The organism is Sorangium sp. So ce375, from assembly GCF_051473855.1.
Lineage (GTDB): Bacteria > Myxococcota_A > Polyangia > Polyangiales > Polyangiaceae > Sorangium.
Genome location: NZ_CP150335.1, coordinates 489,261 through 505,858 on the forward strand (window position 1 = coordinate 489,261; position 16,598 = coordinate 505,858).

21 protein-coding genes are annotated in these 16,598 nt (G+C 69.5%); 20 read left to right on the top strand and 1 reads right to left on the bottom strand.

Going from position 1 to position 16,598, the window contains the following annotated elements; genetic code table 11:
- Position 1 precedes the first annotated feature (1 nt).
- The 16 genes from WME90_RS01945 to WME90_RS02020 all read left to right on the top strand — a co-directional run bounded on the left by WME90_RS01945 (position 2) and on the right by WME90_RS02020 (position 11,566).
- Complete coding sequence (locus WME90_RS01945) at positions 2-439, top strand: hypothetical protein (RefSeq protein ID WP_437279340.1); 438 nt, start codon at positions 2-4, stop codon at positions 437-439.
- A 3-nt stretch (positions 440-442) separates the two neighbouring features.
- Positions 443-1,450: a Mu-like prophage major head subunit gpT family protein gene (locus WME90_RS01950; RefSeq protein ID WP_437279341.1), complete on the top strand. Its 1,008-nt coding sequence runs from the start codon at positions 443-445 to the stop codon at positions 1,448-1,450.
- A gap of 93 nt (positions 1,451-1,543) precedes the next feature.
- Positions 1,544-2,041, top strand: a complete 498-nt coding sequence (locus WME90_RS01955; RefSeq protein ID WP_437279342.1) for a hypothetical protein — start codon at positions 1,544-1,546, stop codon at positions 2,039-2,041.
- A complete protein-coding gene (locus WME90_RS01960) occupies positions 2,025-2,432 on the top strand; it encodes a hypothetical protein (RefSeq protein ID WP_437279343.1) in 408 nt (135 codons plus the stop codon). The genes WME90_RS01955 and WME90_RS01960 overlap by 17 nt, the downstream gene beginning before the upstream one ends.
- Positions 2,429-2,965: a hypothetical protein gene (locus WME90_RS01965; RefSeq protein WP_437279344.1), complete on the top strand. Its 537-nt coding sequence runs from the start codon at positions 2,429-2,431 to the stop codon at positions 2,963-2,965. The genes WME90_RS01960 and WME90_RS01965 overlap by 4 nt, the downstream gene beginning before the upstream one ends.
- 1 nt (position 2,966) lies before the next feature.
- Positions 2,967-4,427: a DUF2586 family protein gene (locus WME90_RS01970; protein WP_437279345.1), complete on the top strand. Its 1,461-nt coding sequence runs from the start codon at positions 2,967-2,969 to the stop codon at positions 4,425-4,427.
- Between the two features lie 3 nt (positions 4,428-4,430).
- A complete protein-coding gene (locus WME90_RS01975) occupies positions 4,431-4,931 on the top strand; it encodes a hypothetical protein (RefSeq protein ID WP_437279346.1) in 501 nt (166 codons plus the stop codon).
- Positions 4,932-4,933: 2 nt separating this feature from the next.
- Positions 4,934-5,443, top strand: a complete 510-nt coding sequence (locus tag WME90_RS01980; protein WP_437279347.1) for a hypothetical protein — start codon at positions 4,934-4,936, stop codon at positions 5,441-5,443.
- Positions 5,444-5,451: 8 nt separating this feature from the next.
- Positions 5,452-5,619 (top strand): hypothetical protein, encoded by a 168-nt coding sequence (locus tag WME90_RS01985; protein ID WP_437279348.1) that lies wholly within the window; start codon positions 5,452-5,454, stop codon positions 5,617-5,619.
- Positions 5,620-5,622: 3 nt separating this feature from the next.
- Positions 5,623-7,677, top strand: a complete 2,055-nt coding sequence (locus WME90_RS01990; protein ID WP_437279349.1) for a hypothetical protein — start codon at positions 5,623-5,625, stop codon at positions 7,675-7,677.
- Complete coding sequence (locus WME90_RS01995; protein WP_437279350.1) at positions 7,674-8,240, top strand: hypothetical protein; 567 nt, start codon at positions 7,674-7,676, stop codon at positions 8,238-8,240. The genes WME90_RS01990 and WME90_RS01995 overlap by 4 nt, the downstream gene beginning before the upstream one ends.
- A 3-nt stretch (positions 8,241-8,243) precedes the next feature.
- Complete coding sequence (locus WME90_RS02000; protein ID WP_437279351.1) at positions 8,244-8,927, top strand: hypothetical protein; 684 nt, start codon at positions 8,244-8,246, stop codon at positions 8,925-8,927.
- Complete coding sequence (locus tag WME90_RS02005; protein WP_437279352.1) at positions 8,924-9,445, top strand: hypothetical protein; 522 nt, start codon at positions 8,924-8,926, stop codon at positions 9,443-9,445. Before WME90_RS02000 ends, WME90_RS02005 begins: the two co-directional genes overlap by 4 nt.
- On the top strand, positions 9,442-9,954 hold the full coding sequence (locus WME90_RS02010; protein ID WP_437279353.1) for a hypothetical protein: 513 nt from the start codon (positions 9,442-9,444) through the stop codon (positions 9,952-9,954). Before WME90_RS02005 ends, WME90_RS02010 begins: the two co-directional genes overlap by 4 nt.
- On the top strand, positions 9,951-10,406 hold the full coding sequence (locus tag WME90_RS02015; RefSeq protein WP_437279354.1) for a hypothetical protein: 456 nt from the start codon (positions 9,951-9,953) through the stop codon (positions 10,404-10,406). The genes WME90_RS02010 and WME90_RS02015 overlap by 4 nt, the downstream gene beginning before the upstream one ends.
- On the top strand, positions 10,406-11,566 hold the full coding sequence (locus WME90_RS02020) for a baseplate J/gp47 family protein (protein WP_437279355.1): 1,161 nt from the start codon (positions 10,406-10,408) through the stop codon (positions 11,564-11,566). The genes WME90_RS02015 and WME90_RS02020 overlap by 1 nt, the downstream gene beginning before the upstream one ends.
- 5 nt (positions 11,567-11,571) lie before the next feature.
- Here the strand turns inward: WME90_RS02020 and WME90_RS02025 are convergent, their stop codons facing one another.
- Positions 11,572-12,396: a hypothetical protein gene (locus WME90_RS02025; RefSeq protein ID WP_437279356.1), complete on the bottom strand. Its 825-nt coding sequence runs from the start codon at positions 12,394-12,396 to the stop codon at positions 11,572-11,574.
- A 47-nt stretch (positions 12,397-12,443) separates the two neighbouring features.
- Here WME90_RS02025 and WME90_RS02030 point away from each other — a divergent pair, with 47 nt between their 5' ends.
- The 4 genes from WME90_RS02030 (at position 12,444) to WME90_RS02045 (ending at position 16,584) form a co-directional block, all read left to right on the top strand.
- Positions 12,444-13,256, top strand: coding sequence for a hypothetical protein (locus tag WME90_RS02030; RefSeq protein WP_437279357.1), 813 nt, complete (start codon positions 12,444-12,446; stop codon positions 13,254-13,256).
- Positions 13,257-13,259: 3 nt separating this feature from the next.
- Positions 13,260-13,847: a hypothetical protein gene (locus WME90_RS02035; protein ID WP_437279358.1), complete on the top strand. Its 588-nt coding sequence runs from the start codon at positions 13,260-13,262 to the stop codon at positions 13,845-13,847.
- 6 nt (positions 13,848-13,853) lie between these two features.
- Positions 13,854-14,438, top strand: coding sequence for a hypothetical protein (locus WME90_RS02040; protein ID WP_437279359.1), 585 nt, complete (start codon positions 13,854-13,856; stop codon positions 14,436-14,438).
- Positions 14,439-14,574: 136 nt separating this feature from the next.
- A complete protein-coding gene (locus WME90_RS02045) occupies positions 14,575-16,584 on the top strand; it encodes a hypothetical protein (protein ID WP_437279360.1) in 2,010 nt (669 codons plus the stop codon).
- Positions 16,585-16,598: the final 14 nt, after the last annotated feature.

The following is a 16,598-nucleotide window of genomic DNA, read 5'->3' on the forward strand; positions in this document are numbered from 1 at the left end:
CATGTCTGCGACGACGGGACCTGTCGGCGAGCGGCTCCGCTCGGCCCGCGTCCTCGAGGGCGTGCCCCTCGCGGCGAACACCAAGATCAACCAGGGCGCGGCCGTCGCGTTCGACTCGAGCGGCTACCTCGTGCCGATCACCGCGAGCACGACGATCAAGCCTATCGGCTTCGCGCCGAAGACCTACGACAACACGGGCGGCGCCGCCGGCGCGGTCCTCGGTGGGATCGACCTGGGCCGAAGCCGCCTCATGCGCGGCTATCTCAACGACGCCGCACCCAACGCGGTCTCCAGGGCCAACTGCGGGAGCACCGTCTACTGGCTCGACGACCAGACGCTGACGACGCTCGCGACTGGCCATGTCGCCACCAACAACAGGGTGCTGGATGTCACGACCGCGTCCAGCGACCTCGGCGCTTACGTCTGGATGGAGATCTGAGCCATGGGCGCGATCACGCAGCAGTTCATCACGTCCTTCGAGACCGAGCTCCAGCACCGGGTGCAGAGCGCCTGGACCAGGGTGCTCAAGCGCCTCTGGTGGCAGAAGATCGCCTCGACGCAGCCGAGCAACACGCTCACCGAGATCTACGAGTGGCAGCTCTCGACGGCTCGCATCCACAGCATGGGCCAGGAGGGCGCGAACCGGACCTACGCCGACCTCGTCTCGCAGCAGTTCTCGATCACCAACGAATACTGGGGCGAAGCGCTCAAGCTGTCCAAGCAGAAGATCAAGGACAACCAGTACGAGCTCGCCGCGCAGTGGGCGAGCGACATCGGCAAGGCCGGCGCGTATCACCCGCAGCGCCAGGTCGTCCAGCTCATCAAGAACGGCACGACGAAGCGGTGCTACGACGGGCAGCCGTTCTTCAGCGAAAGCCACCCGTACAACCCCTTCAACGCGGGCGCGGGCACCTACTCGAACCTGTTCACGCTCAATGCGGCCGGGGAGGCCTTCGACCTCACGGCGGCCAACCTGGCCGAGGCCTACGCGTACATCGAGTCCGTCTGCCAGCCCGACGGCGTGACGCCGCGCTACCTCGAAGCCGCGCAGCTCATCGTCGCTCCGCAGAAGCGGCTCATCGCGGGCACGCTGACCGGCGCGAAGACGATCACCGACCCCACCAACAGCACGGGCGGGGCGAGCGCGGACAACATCCTGGCCAACCAGGCCGACTACAGCTTCGTGCCGCCCATCGTGGCGCCCGAATTCAGCGATGAGCCGCACGTCTGGTACCTCGCGGTCCCGATCGTCGCTGAAGAAGAGGCGCCGATGCGGGGAGCGATGGTGTTCCAGGAGAGAGAGCCGTTCGTCCTGTCGACGTACACCGACATGACCGACGTCGAGCTCGCGCGAGTCAACCAGTTCGAGTGGAACTACGAGGGAAGGAGCAAGGGGGAGTACGGCGACCCGTTCCTGCTCTACCGGTTCGAGGGGACGCCGCCGCCCTGATCCGCCGCCTGAACACGAGTCGAGCGCCTGTCCGCGGGCGCGCCCCGCCCCGCCCGGCACTGCCTGGCGGGGCTTCGGGGTCAGAGGGTCCAGATGTCGTATCTCACCGTCCCAGAGTTCCGCACCCGGAGCATCATGCCCGGGGAGGACATCGACGAGCTGGAGACGCGCTATACGGGCTTCCTCGCTGCGAAGCTCGCGGAGCACAGCAGCCGTATCGACTCTCGGCTCGTGAAGCGCTACGTCGTCCCGCTGCGGGCGAGGACCACGAACGCGCCCCCCGAGATCGTCTACGCGTGGCTGACCGCGTTCGTCACGCTGGACGCCTATCTCCGCCGCGGGTTCAACCCGAGCAGCGAGCAGGACGCGTACATCTCCGCCCAGCGCGACTGGGCCGACGAGGACATCAAGGAGACGTCGGACGCGGAGACCGGCCGCTACGAGCTCGTCCTGGTGACCGACGGCGTCGGCGCCTCCGCGGTCTCGAAAGGCACCCCGCTCTCGTACGCCGAGCCCGATCCGTACTCCTGGCAATACCGGCAGGTCGAAGCGCTGTCGCTGAGGGGAGGTCGCTATGGCATCCGGCGGTGACTACGCGGCGCTGGAGCGCATGATCTCGGCCGTCCAGGAGTTCGCGCGGCTGCCCGAGCTCGCCGCCCCCATCGCGGCGCAGAAGGTCGGCGAGGAGCTGCACCGCACGGCGAGCGCGGGGCAGGCACCGGACGGCACGGCGTGGGCTCCGCGAAAGAAGGACGGAGGCCGCGCCATGGCCAACGCCGCGAAGGCCATCGCGGTCCGGGCGGTGGGGACGGTGATCCTGATTCTCCTCCGCGGGCCCGAGGTCTTCCACCACTTCGGCGCACAGGGCAAGGAGGCGCGGCGCGTGATCCCTAGCGGCACGCTGCCGGCCAAGCTGGGCAACGCGATCCGCCTGGGGTTCGTGCCGCCCTTTCGGCAACGGGTGAAGGGCGGGAGCAAATGAGCTTCACAGGCCTCTACCGCCACGTAAGAGACCACCTTGCGAACGCACAGGTGACCGCCGAGGTCGTGTTCGGTCGGCGCGAGATCGGCAAGCAGATCAACCAGGGGGCCAATCGCGCGAACCGCGTGGTGTTCGCCCCCGGCGACGAGGGCGGCTCCATCGGCGGCTACGAACCCCCGGTGAAGACCGGGCGCAACCCGCGCTCGCTCTGGGACTGGATGTTCGTGGGTCGCGTCTACGTCTGGGCGTACGACCCGGCGGCCCCGAACGACGAGGTCGCCAACTGGGAGTCCCTCGTTGAGCTGCACGACTTCGTCCTCGAGGCGATCCACAGCTATGCGGCAGGCTTCTACCGCCCGAGCGCGCCGCGCCTCCTCGGGACGACGGAGCGCCGGTTCGGCGAGGAGGTCGTCTTTCTGCTCGAGAGCCGACAGCCCGTCGTGGCGACGCCGCGCCCGAGGAGGGAGGCCCCGATTCAGGGGCAAGGGCAAACGTTCCTGGTGACGCCGAACGGCGAGGAGCAAGGGTGTTGAGATGACGCCGAGTGTCGAAATCGAAGTCCTGGACAACCAGCTCGATATCCGAGCTCCGCAGGACGCTGTGCTTGCCGTCGCGGCGACCGCGTCCAGCGGACCGCTCGGCGTGTCGGCGCCGGTTACGCAGACGCAGGCGCTCGTTGACACGTACGTGAGCGGGCCTCTCGTCGAGGCATGTGCGTATGCAATCGAGCGCTTCGGGCTCACCGTCCTGCCGGTCCTCACAGATTCGAGCGTGGCCGGTGGATACGGCACGTTGACGGATGGCATCACGGGGACGAGCGAGCCGACGCTCGACGCCACGGCGGAGCCGATCGACGAGTACGAGGTGGTGATCCGGTTCAAGTCCGGAGGCACGATCGGCACCACGGGAATCACCTACTGGCGGTCGTACGACGGCGGCCGGACGGGCCTCAAATCGACCGATCCGGTGTACGCGCTTGGGACCGCGACGAAGCTCACCGTGCCCGGCGGAGGCGCGATCGATTTCGGGGCGGGCACCATCATCGCGAACGACCAGCTGAGCTATCCGACGACGGCGCCAGGGTTCAGCGCTGCGGAGCTCGGCGCTGCCCTCACGTCGCTGCGCCTGACACAGGCGCGCTGGACGTCGCTGCTGGTGTACGGCGACCTGGACGCGACGAAGCTCTCCACTCTCGACGCAGGCCTCGAGGCGATGCACACCGCCGGCCGCGAGCGGCGCGCCGTGGCACACGCCCGGAAGCCCACGCCAGGCGAGAGCGAGGCCACCTACCTCTCAGCGATGATCACGGCGTTCGGCGCCTCCGCGAGCCGCCGCGTGGCGCTCTGCGCGGGCGGCGCGAAGATCGACTCGTCGATCTCGCGCCGGCGCTACCGGCGCTCGCCGGCGCTCGCTGTCGGGGCGCTCGCGGCCGCCGTCTCTGAGGAGATCGACCTCGCCGAGCTCGCCTACGGGCCGCTGCCCGGCGTGGCGATCGCGGACGGCAACGGCAACCCGGACGAGCACGACGAGCGGATCAACCCGGGCCTCGACGACCAGCGGTTCCTGAGCCTCCGCTCGTGGGAGGGCAGGGCGGGCGTCTGGGTCAACAACCCGCGCCTGTTCGCGCCGGTGGGCAGCGACTTCCTCTACCTCCAGTACGGCCGGATCGTCGATGTCGCCTGCACGGTCGCTCGCACCGAGCTCGAGCCGATCCTGAACCGCGGCGTGCTGGTGCGGACCGACGGCAGCGGCCGCATCGATCCGGCCCTGGCGCTCGCCATCGAGGGGCAGATCAACGCGCGGCTCGGCTCGGCCCTCGTCGGGAACCGCAAGGCGACGGCGGTCGTCTTCACGCTCTCGCGCACGGATGACGTGCTGCGTACCGGGGCGATCGGCTGGCAGGTCCGGGTGATTCCGCTCGCCTACCTCAAGAAGTTGAACGGCAAGGTCGCGCTCGTCGCGAGCGCCAACGCTCCCGCGACCGTCACGGGGTGACACATGGCCATCGGCAAAGACGTCTTCAGGCGCAACGGCTACGAGGTCGGGTGGTTTTCGGCCCTGGCCAAGATCGACAACGACGAGTTCTACGGCTTCACCGGCATCGACTACGAGGAGAAGCTGGAGCGGGCCTTCGCCTGGGGCATGGATCGCGCGGGTGTTCCTCGCGGCGTGACGCGTGGCAAGTACAGCGTCGAGGGCAGCAGCATCAAGGTCTACAAGGCCACCGCGCTCGCCCTCATCGAAGCTCTCGCGCGCAAGAGCGCGGACGGAAAGAGCTACGGCTCCGTCCAATTCCACTTCACGCTGCAGTACGAGGAGCAGGACATCGCCATAACCGAAGAGCTCTTCGGCTGCCAGATCGCAGGGCGAAAGTCGAGCCTTGCGAACGGCGCTGATCCGCTCGTGGACGAGTTTCCGCTCACGGTGATGTACGCGAAGATGTCGACTCCCAACATCCAGGGAATGACCCTGTTCGATAACAGGCAAGGACGGTACTGAGCATGAGCAACTTTGGAGATGCTGAGACACGGGCCGATCAGGCCGCGGCGGCTCCGGCGAAGGACCCTGTGATCCTCGCGCTGGAGAAGGAGCTCGAGACGGCGCACACGGCCCTCGCGGATGCCCAGGCGAAGCGCGAGCGCGACCGCGAGGCCGCGGTGCTGAAGGAACAGATCGAGGAGGTCCACCGGCGTCGCAAGGAGGAAGAGGCGCTGGCGGCGGCTGAAGCGCAGTACGGCCCCCTCGGCAAGAAGATCGAGGCCGTTTGGACGATCGAGGGGCTCGTGATCGTGCGGGCTGCCGACGGGATCAAGGCGCGCAAGTGGATGGACCAGCACGGCGAGAACCCGAAGGTGCAGGCCTGTCGCGAGCTCGCCCGCCCCTGCGTCGTGTATCCGTCGCTCGACCGGTACGACGAGATCATCGCTGATCGTCCGGTCGTCGTCGTCTCCACGGCGAACGCCGTGCTGAAGCTCGCGGGCCTCGGAGGGAAGGAGCTCGGGGGAAAATAGCGGAGCTCGTGGAGCGGGCGCGGGGGGACGACGGGCTCAGCGCCGAGCTCGTGCGGTGCCTGTTCCAGGAGCGCGCACGGAACGAAGCGGAGTTCATCCGGGGTCAGGCGGGCGCGGTGGTGCTTCTACGGGAGTTCCGCCGCATCGAGGCAGCGCTGAAGGCGCGCGGTGGGTGAGAGATGGCGGGTGCGGATCAAGAAGCCAGGTTTGCGATCGCCCTCGACGCCACCGGCGCAGAGAAGGCCAATGAGCTCGGACAGGCGCTCTCCGGCCTGCGCGACAAGATCAAAGCGGACCAGGCGGCGATCAACGAGCTGAGCGCGGCGATCAAACGGCTCGAGGTCGGGGGCAGCAAGAACACAGCCGTGTTCAAGCAGCTTCGTGATCAGCTCGCGGCGAAGCGCGCGTCGCTCACCGCTGCTCAAGAGGCGTACGTCAAGCTGGGTGGAAGCTTCGGTCCAGTCGCGACGGGGGCGAAGGCTGCATCCGCCGGGCTCGACGACGTGCTCGGGGCCGCGCAGGGGGCCGGTGGACCCATAGGGGGGCTCGCTGGTCGCTTCGGCCAGCTCAAGGGCATCATCGGCAAGGCCGGCGCCGCCGGTGCGGCGCTGCTGCTGGCGGCGGCTCTCATCGCGGTGGTGGCCGGCGCCGTCGCCGCGACGATCGCGCTCGCGGCGTACGCGTTCCAGGCGGCGAACGCGGCGCGGGATGCGCGGCTCCTGTTCGACGCCGTGTCCGCCGGCGCCGGCGCGGACCAGCGCCTCGGCGTGCAGGTCGAGCTGCTCGCGGAGCGGGTGAACCTCGCGCGGTCGCAGCTCAACGAGCTGGCGCTCTCGCTCGGGCGCTCGCGCCTCCAGGGGCGCGCGCTGGAGGCGGCATTCAGCGCCGTTGCGACGGCCACCGCGGTCATGGGCCAGTCAGCGGGCGCCACGCTGCAGGGCATCGCCACCGAGGCCGCGCGCACCCGCACCTTCGTGCTCAACGCGTTCTCGCTCGACGGGACCGGCCTCAAGCTCCGGGACGTGGCTGCGGAGCTCGCGAAGCGCACCGGCGCCTCGATGCAGGCCGCGGTAACGGCGATCCAGAACGGGCGCGTGAAGGTCGCCGACGGCCTCGGCGCCCTCGACGCCGCGGTGCAGGCGAAGTTCGGGAAGCTCGCTGCCGCCCAGATGCTGAGCTTCGGCACGCAGGTGCAGCGGGCGAAGGAGTCCATCTCCGCGCTCTTCAAGGACGTGCGGATCGAGCCGCTGCTCGAGGGGCTGCGCGGTGTGCTGCGCCTGTTCGATCAGAGCACCGTCACCGGCCAGCAGCTCAAGCTCCTGGCGGAAACGCTGCTCAACCCGCTGTTCGAAGCGGTGCGCGCGGCATCCCCCTACGTTCAGGGCTTCTTCAAGGGGATGGTGATCGCCGCGCTGCTCGTCGCCATCACCCTGCAGCGGCTCAAGCGGGCGTGGGACGAGGCGTTCGGCGGGGGGACCAAGTCGAAGGTCGACGGGGTGAAGGTGGGGGTCTACGCCGGCATCCTGGCGGTCGCGCTGCTCATCGGCACGATCGGCGCGCTCGCCGCCACGGTCGCCATCCTCGCCACGCCGCTCATCGCGCCGTTCGTGCTCCTCGCGGCGGTGGTCCTGGCCCTCGCGCTGCCGTTCGTCGTGGCGGGCGCCGCCGTCTATGGGCTCTATCTCGCTGTGATGGCGGCGTACGACGCCATCGCCGGCCTCGACTTCGCCGCGCTCGGCACGCAGCTCGTGGACGGCCTCGTGAACGGCCTCCGGTCCGGCATCTCGCGCGTGGTGTCGGCGGTCCGAGGGCTCGGCAGCGCAGCGATCTCCACGCTCAAGGGCATCTGGGAGATCGCCTCGCCGTCGAAGCTCTCCACAAGGTTCGGTCGCTACTTCGGCCAGGGCCCGACCATCGGCATCGAGGAGAGCACCGCCGGCGTCGAGGTCGCGTCGCGCGGGCTCGCGGCCGCGGCCGTCGAAGGCCTCGAGAGCGCGCCGGGCGGCGGCCGGGTCGGGAGCGCGCCGAGCGCTCGGGTCGGGAGCGCGCCGGGCGGCGGCCGGGCGGCGGGGGCCTCGCGCGGCGGCCGGGTGCTCCACGTCGAACGGCTCGAGATCAACGGCGTGAAGGACGCCGACGAGCTCACGAGCCGCACCTTCCTAGCGCGCTTGGTGGACGCCCTCGAGGACGCGGCGACCACAGGCGGGATCCCTCTCGACCCGGAGCCGACATGATCAACCCGTTGATCGACTCCGAACCGTGGAGCGTCGTCGTACTCGCTGGCAGGAAGAACCCTGGCCTGGCCGAGGTGGTCGGCGCCGGCTCGCCGAGGGACTGGGACATCCGAAAGGGCTACGGGCTCAGCGGGGCCTTCGTCGTCTACACGGGCGACAACCTCGCGAAGTTCACGGTGCGGATCAAGCTCTTCGCAGACGCGCACTTCGATGAGTGGGACAGCTGGGCTCAGCTGCTGACGAAGCCCTCGCGCGGCGTGCGGCCCAAGGCGCTCGACATCTACCATCCCGCGCTCGACGACCTCCAGATCCGCTCTGTTGTTGTCGAAGACCGCTCGCAACTCGCGCCCGAGGACGAAACCGGGATGTGGGTGTGCGAGATCAAGTTCCTCCAGTTCCGTGCGCCCATGCCGATGCTCTCGAAGCCGGAGGGGAGCACCGCGACGCTGAAGGAGCCCACCGCCGAGGACCGCTACGACAAGTCGATTCTGTACCTGAAAGACCAGTTTCAGAATCCGACGGACGACCTCGGAACGGTGTTTAGCCGGGCGCTGGGAGGCTGACGAATGGCGCTCTTCGCGACGATCAACGGCCAGCGCATCCTCACGGCGAGGCTCCACGTCCCGTACGCCGGCCTCTGGTTCGTGGACGTCCAGCTCGACCAGGCCGTGACGGTCGCGGGCTCTGCCGTCGTCACGCTCGGCCGGCTCGAGCTCCGCGGGGTGGTGGCGCCTGCGCGCTCCGGAGCGTTCCAGGACCGGCGGCGCGTGCGCGTCGTGGCGGGCGCCGGCGGCTGGCTGAGGAGGTGCTCCGCGCGCCAGATGCACAACACCCAGGGGGTCACGCTCCGGAGCGCTGTCACCAGCCTCGCCGCGGACGTCGGCGAGACGTTCGACCCGACGACGCTCTCGGGGAAGCTCGGCTCGTCCTACTTCATCCGGCAGGCTGCGCCGGCCTCGCGCGTGCTCGAGCAGCTCCTCGGCTCGACGCCTTGGTGGGTGGACTACCAGGGCGTCACCCGCGCCGGCGCGCGCACGCGCGTGGAGACGCCCGAGGAGGGCTGCCAGCTGCTCGACTTCAACGAGCGCGAGAAGGTGGCCGAGCTCGCGCTCGACGACCCCACGGCCGTGGTGGTCGGTTCGGTGCTGCGCGGCCGCCTTGAGCGGCCCCTCCTGGTGCGGGAGCTCCGCATCGAGATGAGCAAGGCCGCGCTCCGCGCGAGCGCGGTCGGAGAGGAGCTCGCCGCGTGACTGGCGATCGGCTGCTGCGGACCCTCGCGACGATCGTGCGAGAGCTCCTGCCCAAATACGACTTCCTCGGTCGGTACCGATACCGGGTGATCGCGATGCAGGAGGACCTCGTTGTCCTCCAGGCCGTGAACCGGCGCGCCGGGCTGCCCGACATCCCGCCGATCCCGATCGTGTCCGGCATGGCGGGGCTCTTCGCGGAGCTCACGCCGAGCGCGATCGTGCTCGTCGAGTTCATCGAGGGCGACCCACGATACCCCATCATCACGGGCTTCTCGCGCGACGGTGGGGAGACGTTCGTCCCGGTGTCGCTCGCCCTCGACGCCGCTCAGTCGCTGCTGCTCGGCAGGACCGCCGTGCGAGGCGTCGCCCGCAACGCCGACAGCGTGACGACCCTTCTCCCGCCGGCGACGTTCACCGGCACGATCGGCGGCTCGCCGGCGACCGGGATCGTCGTCTGGTCACCCGGCCAGACGATGGGGAGCATCACCACCTCGTCGGCGAAGGTGAGGTCGGAATGATCACGGACCTCGGCTCGCTGACTCTGGGCGCGGTGGTCCCCGCCGCCGCAAGCGCTGCGGCCGCGCTCGACGTCGCCTGCGACATCGCGGCGCCGAACGTGTCCGCGCAGCTCACCGCGCTGGCGTCGTTCAGCCCCACCGCGGCGCTCTCCCTCGCTGCGCAGCTCGAGATCGCGCAGTCGATCGTGAGCAACCTCCAGACATCGATCACGCTGGGCATCGAGCCGCCGAGCCTCGACGCGCAGGTGGCCGCTGCGGCCGCGATCATCTCCCAGCTCGAGGGGATGCTTGCGACGGTCCAGGCGCAGGCCGCCATCGGGGCTGCGCTCGAGGCGCAGCTCGCGGTCGGCGGCGTGCGCCTGCTGGCCTTCTCGGGCGCGCAGAGCGCCCTCGGCGGCGAGCTCGCCGCAGCCCTCGGCCCCGACGCGACGGCGGCGCACGCCCTCGTCCTGGTGACCACGAGCAGCAGCGCCTGGGCGGCGATGCAGGGGGTGTTCACGACGTCATGAGCCTCCTCGAGGACCTCATGGGCTCGGTGGTCGCGTCGTTCGGCGCGCCCGGCGCGCCAGCAGCCACGGTGGACGGCTTCGGAGCCGACCTCGACTGCGCCGACGACCTCCGCGACGACCTGCGAATGGCGGGGCCCACGCTGGCGCTCGCGCAGGCCGCTTACAGGCGCCTCACCACGCCGCGCGGGGGGGTGATCGACGCGCCGGACTACGGCTTCGACCTCCGCTCGCTGCTGTCGCGCGGGATGACGCCCGCGGAGCTCGCAGCCGTGCCGGGGCTCGTACGCGGCGAGCTGACGAAGGACGAGCGCTTCGAGGACGTGGAGACGCGCGCGCGGAAGCTCGACAGCGCGACCCTCGAGCTCGTGATCCGGTGCCGCACGTCTGTGGGGCCCTTCGAGCTGACGATGAACGTAACGGCGGCCGCGGCCGCCTTCGCAGGGGTGCGCTGATGCTCCCGATTGACCAGCTCATCAAGCCTCTTTCCCGAGACCAGGTCAGGGACTCCATCTACCGGCTCCTCACGGCCACCGGACTGCCCGTGACCTCGTGGAAGGAAGGCGGCGTCGCGAGGACGATCATCATCGTCATCGCGGCCATCTTCGCTGGGTTCACGGAGGTGATCGCGCTCGCGATCAAGGCCAATTACCTCGACTTGGCCGAGGGGATCTGGCTGACGCTCCTCGCCTACTACGTCTACGGGGTCGAACGTATCGGGGCCACGTTCGCGACCGGACAGGTCACGCTCGTGAACTCTGGCGGCGGCATCTACCCGTTCGAGGCGGGGGAGTTCGTCTGTCGGAACCCGGGCACGGACGCGCACTATACCAACGTCTCTGCGTTCACGCTCGGCGCAGGGCAGACGCTCACGATCGATATCCGCGCGGTCGCGGCCGGAAGAGACGGGAGCTCGTCGGCCGGGCAGATCACGGCGCTCGTGACAGCGATGCTGGGTGTCTCCTGCTCGAACGCTGCGGCGCTCGCCGGGCGAGATGAGGAGTCCGACCCGGCCTTGCGTCAGGCCTGCAGGGACTCGTTAGGCGCGCTGTCACCGAACGGTCCGCAGGCCGCTTACGAATATTGGGCGAAGCGCGCGCGGAGGGCGGACGGCACGATCGTCGATGTCACGCGCGTGTGGGTGAGCCCGGCAAGCTCGGTCGGACACGTGCAGGTCTACGTCGCGAGCTCGAGCGGAGCCGTGGACGGGGACGCGGAGGACCCGGATACGGACCTCGGCGCGGTCAAGGCGACCATCATGCGGCGGGTCGTGCCCAAGGGCGTGACCTGCACCGTCGCGAGCGCCACCGCAGTGACCGTCACGGTCACCGGCACGGCGTGGGTACAGGCCGCCGCGAACCTGAGCGACGCCGCGTGGCAAGCGATGTTCGGCGAACAGATAGACGCCTACTTGGCGGAGGTCCCGATCGGCGGGCACGTTCTCACGTCGCCGCCTGGTCACGTGTTCCGGAATGCCGTCATCGGCCAAGTGGAGGCCGTGTCGAAGTTCGTTATCAAGTTTGACCCGACGCTTCCGGCCGGTGACACGTCGCTGGCCGAGGGCGAGGTGCCCGTGGCTGGCGCGCACTCATTCACCGTGCAGCAGGTGGGATGATGGGCTCACAAGCAGGTGCCAGCAACGACCGCCCCGTCGTCGCGGTGTACGCGGCAGGGCCAGCCAGGCGCGCAGTACCCGGGACCGTGCGAGACGCATCCATCGAATGTCCCGTCCGGTCGCTGCCATCGGATCCACGAGTTCCAACCGACCCCCTCGCAATCGACGTACACACGGAAGTCGACCTCTGGGTCCGGCACCTTGCACCGCACGGGGATGTAGTCGACGCAGGCGCCGCCCTGGCACAGGCCCTCCGAGCACGGCGTACCCGTCGCAACGGCGTCGTGCGTCGGGCCCTTCGGGCCGCACGCGTCGGCGGTGCAGTCTTTGCCGTCGTCGGCGACGTCGACGGGCGCGGGCACCGCCTGCTGGCCCCCGCGGCCGTCGCAGCGCTGCTCGAGGCAGTCCCCGGGCGTCTGCTCTTCGAGCGGCGTGCCCTCGGGGGCGAGCGCGCGCCCGCACACGCCGTCGTCGCAGGTCCGCCAGGCGCAAGGACCGTCCTGCCCGCGGCAGTCCTTCGCGGAGAGACACTCCGGCGCGGGGCCGCCGCCCTGCCCGCCCTCGCCGCCGGCCGAGCTGCTGCTCGCCGTCGCCGTGGTCGCGGCGTCGCCGCCTGCGCCGCCCTGACCTCCTGCGCCACCGCCGTCCCCGCCTGCGCCCGTGGCACTGCTGCTGGCTGCCGAGGATGTGCTGCCAGAGCTCGAGGAGCTGCTCACGGTCGCGACGTCGACGGTCGGCGAGGGCGCCGGGCTCCAGGGCAGGTGTTCGTCTGCCCCCCCAGGCAAGGCACACCCCGCGACCATCACGAGCCCCCCCACGACTGCGCGCATGGCCGGTCACGCTACGCCGCTCGCTGTGGGCGTCAACGGGAGGCGGCATGGCCCACCTGAGCTTCCGCGAGAGCTTGCGACGCTACGTTCCGCCCTGGCTCTCCGACCGGCCCGGGCGCAGCGTCGGGTTCCGGTACCTCTACGGGATCGCCTCGGTCCTCGACGCCGGTGCCGAGGTGCTCGTGCAGGGCATCCAGTCGCGCTTCCCCGGCGCGGGAACCCCGACAGCGCTCCCGTACATCGGTCGCGACCGGCGCATCTTCCGGGGCCCGCAGCAGACCGACGCGGCGTACGCGGCGGAGCTCGTGCGCTGGCTGGAATACTGGAGGACCGCCGGCAATGCGTACACGCTCGCGCTCGCGCTCCAGACGTTCCTCTACCCCGGAGCGCCGCGCGTGCGGCTCGTTACGCGCACCGGCCTCTGGTGGACTCTCGAGCCATCGGGAGAGCTGAGGTGGCACCAGGCCGACCCGAACAACTGGGACTGGGACTCGCTCACGCACCCTGCCAACGCCGACCACTGGTCGGACTTCTGGATCATCGTCTATCCGCCGCACTTCGACGACGCGGGCGCCTGGGGTTCGAGCGACGGCCAGAGATGGGGCGCCGGAAAGGCGTTCGGCATCGACACCGAGGCCGGCACGGTCGACTCGATCAAGCGGCTCGTGCAGCAGTGGAAAGGCGCACACACGCGGTGTGTCTGCCTGATCGTCGCGTACGAGCCGACGAGCTTTGACCCCCTCGCCGCGCCGGGCGCGCCCGGGATGCCCGACGGCCGCTGGGGCCGCTGGAGCAAGGACGACGGGAGCGGGGGACGAGTGAAGTCCAGGCGCGAGGACGCGCGGTACGTGGAGGTTTGAACCGTGGCGCAGTATGAAGGCAATGACACGTTTCCCGCGTCGACCGAGCTCGTCAACGATGGGACGGTGCGCGACGCCGGGAGCGTCAACGTGCCGGTGGAAGCCGCGCTCGACCGGACCGTCTATCTCCGCGGACGGGGGTTCGTCGACACGCAGTGCTGGGCCGTCGTCGACGAAACGGGCTTGGGGAGTACATACCCATTTACGGGCTCCACCTACGCGCCGAACACGATCGACGCGACCGCCATGTCGCTGACGTTCACGAACGTGCGGGTCGGCGACATCTTCCTGATTCAGTTTCACGGGAAAACGTTCAATAGCGGCGCCGCGGCGGATTCAGTGCTTCTCCTGGCGGTCCACGCCACGGACAACGTTAGCGGTGGTGGGTCGGAAGTGAGGGTCGATTCGGCAGTGGCCAGGCTCGCCATCTTCGACACGCCGCAGGCCATCATCGCCGCAGGCCGCTGGGTGGCCACGGCGGCGGGAACGACGCGACTCCGGTTGCTCGGCAGGTGCGCCACGGCCGGCGCATGGTCGGGCGGTATCGCGTCGGTCGGTGCGCTCTGCGTTTCCAGGTTCCGAACGAAGTGAGGGTATATGGCTGGGATTCTCAACTGGATTGACACGTTGTTCTTCGGCGTTCGACGCCTCTACGCGGCTGGCACGGAGCTGCCCGAGCGACCGGCGATCAACTTCGCCGGTCCGGGCGTCACGGCGACGGACGACCCGGCGAACAACCGGACCACGGTGACCGTGGCCCCTGGTGACATGGTGTTCTATTACTACAAGACGGCCGATGACGCGTTGGCCAGTGACGACACCAGGGAGATCGTAATCTCCGGGCCGTTTGGCTCAAGCAACGCGACGCTGGTGAGTGTGCACTTCATCCCGAGCGGCCTGTTGTCCGCGCATGCGACCAACTACGCAGAGCTCGATCTATCGGTCCGCGATATCGATGAGGGCGTAGTGGTCCGTGGTGCCGCAATGGGTCGCACGATCCCTTCGGGCACGTACGCCACGGGCGGCTGGGGCGGGTTCACGCCCGTCCCGCTCACCGACCTCACCAGCGGGTCGCCTTTCGGCCCGAGAGAAGCTCTCTCGTTCAGGATCACGAAGGGGGGCTCGGGTGTCCCGGTGCCGGCGGGCACCCTCGTGGTGGTCTGTCGACCTGCCGCCGCCTGACATCAGCGAGCAGCGCGTGCGGCGACGCCGGCGGCGACGAGCGCGCCGGCCCCCGCCCCGTCGCCGGCAGCGGCTCCGTGGCGCGCAGGATGAACACTCCCGGCGTTGGCCGGTGGACTGAGGTGCAGGAGGTACGATGGTTTCGAAGCTCTCTGATTTGACCCGGGCCCCCACGAAGCGCGTGATCGCGATCGTGGGCGACAGCAACTTCGTCGGCTACGGGGCCTCGCTCGATATGGCCACCGGCTGGCGCGCGACGTTCCAGCGCGTCCTGCGGGAGGAGGGCGTCGACTTCCGGATGGTCGGCCGCGGCTATGGCGCCTTGAACGGCACCGGCACGACGTGGGGCCGTTTCCCCGTGGTCGACGACTTCCACGACGCCCCGGCGAACGTGATCGGAGACTGGCGCAACAACGGCTTCAGCGGCCGTCGGCTCAGCCTCAGCAACGTCGCGACGAGCGTCGATGCGAACGCCGACACGATCACGGCGCCCGGGCACACGCTGACGAACGGGATGCCGTTCACGCTCACGTCTCCTGACGGCCAAGCGCCGACGCTGTCGGTCGCGCAGCCGATCTACTGGGCGTGCGGCGTGTCGGGCAACACCTTCCAGGCGGCGCAGTACGAGGGCAGCTCCACGCCGCTCGACATCACCGACGCGGGCAGCGGGACGATCAAGGTCAACGAGGGCCTGATCGAGATGTGGCCGAACATCGTCGCCTCCTGGGACACGACCCCGACGGACATCATCGTCGGCGGCGGCACGAACGACATCATCAACCTGATCGGCCAGGGCTACAGCGTGGCGGACACGCTCGCGATCCTCCAGCAGAGAGAGCGCGCGTATGAGCGCCTGATCTCGGGTTCGCTGCTCGCCGCCAACAAGTTCCGGTGGCAGATCCTCGACTTCGCGCCCGGGATGAGCAACTACGCGTCCTGCAGCGCGGTCGCCCAGGCCTTCAACGCGTGGATGCGATCGCGGATCCGGACGCTGACCCGCTGGACCTTCGTGGAGTTCCCAGGGCTCGAGCCCGCGGACTACCAAGGCGACTACGTGCATCCCCTCCGGCACGGCTACCAGATCATGGGGCAGGAGGGCGCGCGCGCGTTCGTCGAGGCGGTCGGGCCAGGCCTCGCCGGCGAGCGGTTCCCTCAGCCCTTCGTTCGGCGCCCGGCGCAAGCCTGCGTGGAGCTCCGCGCGACGACCGACCGGATCACCATCCCCGCGCAGGCGAGCATCAACCCGGGATCCGACTCGTTCTTCTTCGCGATCTGGTTCATGCCCTTCGCGCTCGGCTCGAGCACCAACGTGCTCATCCAGCAAGAGAACCCCTACACGAACGGGGGCATGCTCGCGGTGAGCAACAATCAGTTCGCGCTGTATTGGAAGAACAGTCCTTCGGTGCTGCCGGTGAGCAACTACACGGCTCTCGCGAAGCTCTACCGGTGGCACCGGCTCTTCGTCTTCTGCGACTTCAAGAAGCAGGAGGCAGCGCTGACTCTCAACGGGCGCCTCGTGCAGCGCGTGCTCGTGTCCGCGGGCGCGATCACCTCGTCGACGGGCTGGACGGTCGGCGGAGTCGGGTTAACGAACACGGCGCCGGGGCTGTATCAGCAGCTCCTCTTCGGCCACGGCGCGAACCTCGACATCGAGGACGCGCTCCGCATGGCGCAGCGGGACTACCTCCTCGGCGAGGACCCCGACGGCACGACGAACCGCTTCCCGATCAGCGAGGGCACCGGCACGTCGATCGCTGGCACGCTGCCGGGCTCCACGGCGGGCACGCTGAGCGTCACCACGGGCAGCTGGGTCGCGAGCGGTCGCTACGAGAAACCGTGCGACCAGAGCTACCGCGTGCCGGACTTCGATCAGCGCATCGCCACCGTGACCGCGACGTACACCGCGACGTACGGCGAGCTGGTCAAGTGCGACCCCACGAGTGCAGGCTTCACGGTCAACCTGCCCACGGCGGCGGGGCATGAGGGCGAGCGAATCCTGGTGTCGAACGTCACGAGCTCGACGAACGCCATCACGGTCGACGGCGCGGGCTCGGAGACGATCGACGGCGCCACGACGGCCACGATCAACACGGCCTACGGCGACCTCCGCATCATCAGCGACGGCGCGAACTGGGTGGTGGTCTGACGGCCTGAACGAGC

What these genes read in the sequence shown, in the direction of transcription:
- WME90_RS01945 (WP_437279340.1), top strand. Translation starts at nt 2, where the DNA reads ATGTCTGCGACGACGGGACCTGTCGGCGAGCGGCTCCGCTCGGCCCGC.
- WME90_RS01950 (WP_437279341.1), top strand. Translation starts at nt 443, where the DNA reads ATGGGCGCGATCACGCAGCAGTTCATCACGTCCTTCGAGACCGAGCTC.
- WME90_RS01955 (WP_437279342.1), top strand. Translation starts at nt 1,544, where the DNA reads ATGTCGTATCTCACCGTCCCAGAGTTCCGCACCCGGAGCATCATGCCC.
- WME90_RS01960 (WP_437279343.1), top strand. Translation starts at nt 2,025, where the DNA reads ATGGCATCCGGCGGTGACTACGCGGCGCTGGAGCGCATGATCTCGGCC.
- WME90_RS01965 (WP_437279344.1), top strand. Translation starts at nt 2,429, where the DNA reads ATGAGCTTCACAGGCCTCTACCGCCACGTAAGAGACCACCTTGCGAAC.
- WME90_RS01970 (WP_437279345.1), top strand. Translation starts at nt 2,967, where the DNA reads ATGACGCCGAGTGTCGAAATCGAAGTCCTGGACAACCAGCTCGATATC.
- WME90_RS01975 (WP_437279346.1), top strand. Translation starts at nt 4,431, where the DNA reads ATGGCCATCGGCAAAGACGTCTTCAGGCGCAACGGCTACGAGGTCGGG.
- WME90_RS01980 (WP_437279347.1), top strand. Translation starts at nt 4,934, where the DNA reads ATGAGCAACTTTGGAGATGCTGAGACACGGGCCGATCAGGCCGCGGCG.
- WME90_RS01990 (WP_437279349.1), top strand. Translation starts at nt 5,623, where the DNA reads ATGGCGGGTGCGGATCAAGAAGCCAGGTTTGCGATCGCCCTCGACGCC.
- WME90_RS01995 (WP_437279350.1), top strand. Translation starts at nt 7,674, where the DNA reads ATGATCAACCCGTTGATCGACTCCGAACCGTGGAGCGTCGTCGTACTC.
- WME90_RS02000 (WP_437279351.1), top strand. Translation starts at nt 8,244, where the DNA reads ATGGCGCTCTTCGCGACGATCAACGGCCAGCGCATCCTCACGGCGAGG.
- WME90_RS02010 (WP_437279353.1), top strand. Translation starts at nt 9,442, where the DNA reads ATGATCACGGACCTCGGCTCGCTGACTCTGGGCGCGGTGGTCCCCGCC.
- WME90_RS02015 (WP_437279354.1), top strand. Translation starts at nt 9,951, where the DNA reads ATGAGCCTCCTCGAGGACCTCATGGGCTCGGTGGTCGCGTCGTTCGGC.
- WME90_RS02020 (WP_437279355.1), top strand. Translation starts at nt 10,406, where the DNA reads ATGCTCCCGATTGACCAGCTCATCAAGCCTCTTTCCCGAGACCAGGTC.
- WME90_RS02025 (WP_437279356.1), bottom strand. Translation starts at nt 12,396, where the DNA reads ATGCGCGCAGTCGTGGGGGGGCTCGTGATGGTCGCGGGGTGTGCCTTG.
- WME90_RS02030 (WP_437279357.1), top strand. Translation starts at nt 12,444, where the DNA reads ATGGCCCACCTGAGCTTCCGCGAGAGCTTGCGACGCTACGTTCCGCCC.
- WME90_RS02040 (WP_437279359.1), top strand. Translation starts at nt 13,854, where the DNA reads ATGGCTGGGATTCTCAACTGGATTGACACGTTGTTCTTCGGCGTTCGA.
- WME90_RS02045 (WP_437279360.1), top strand. Translation starts at nt 14,575, where the DNA reads ATGGTTTCGAAGCTCTCTGATTTGACCCGGGCCCCCACGAAGCGCGTG.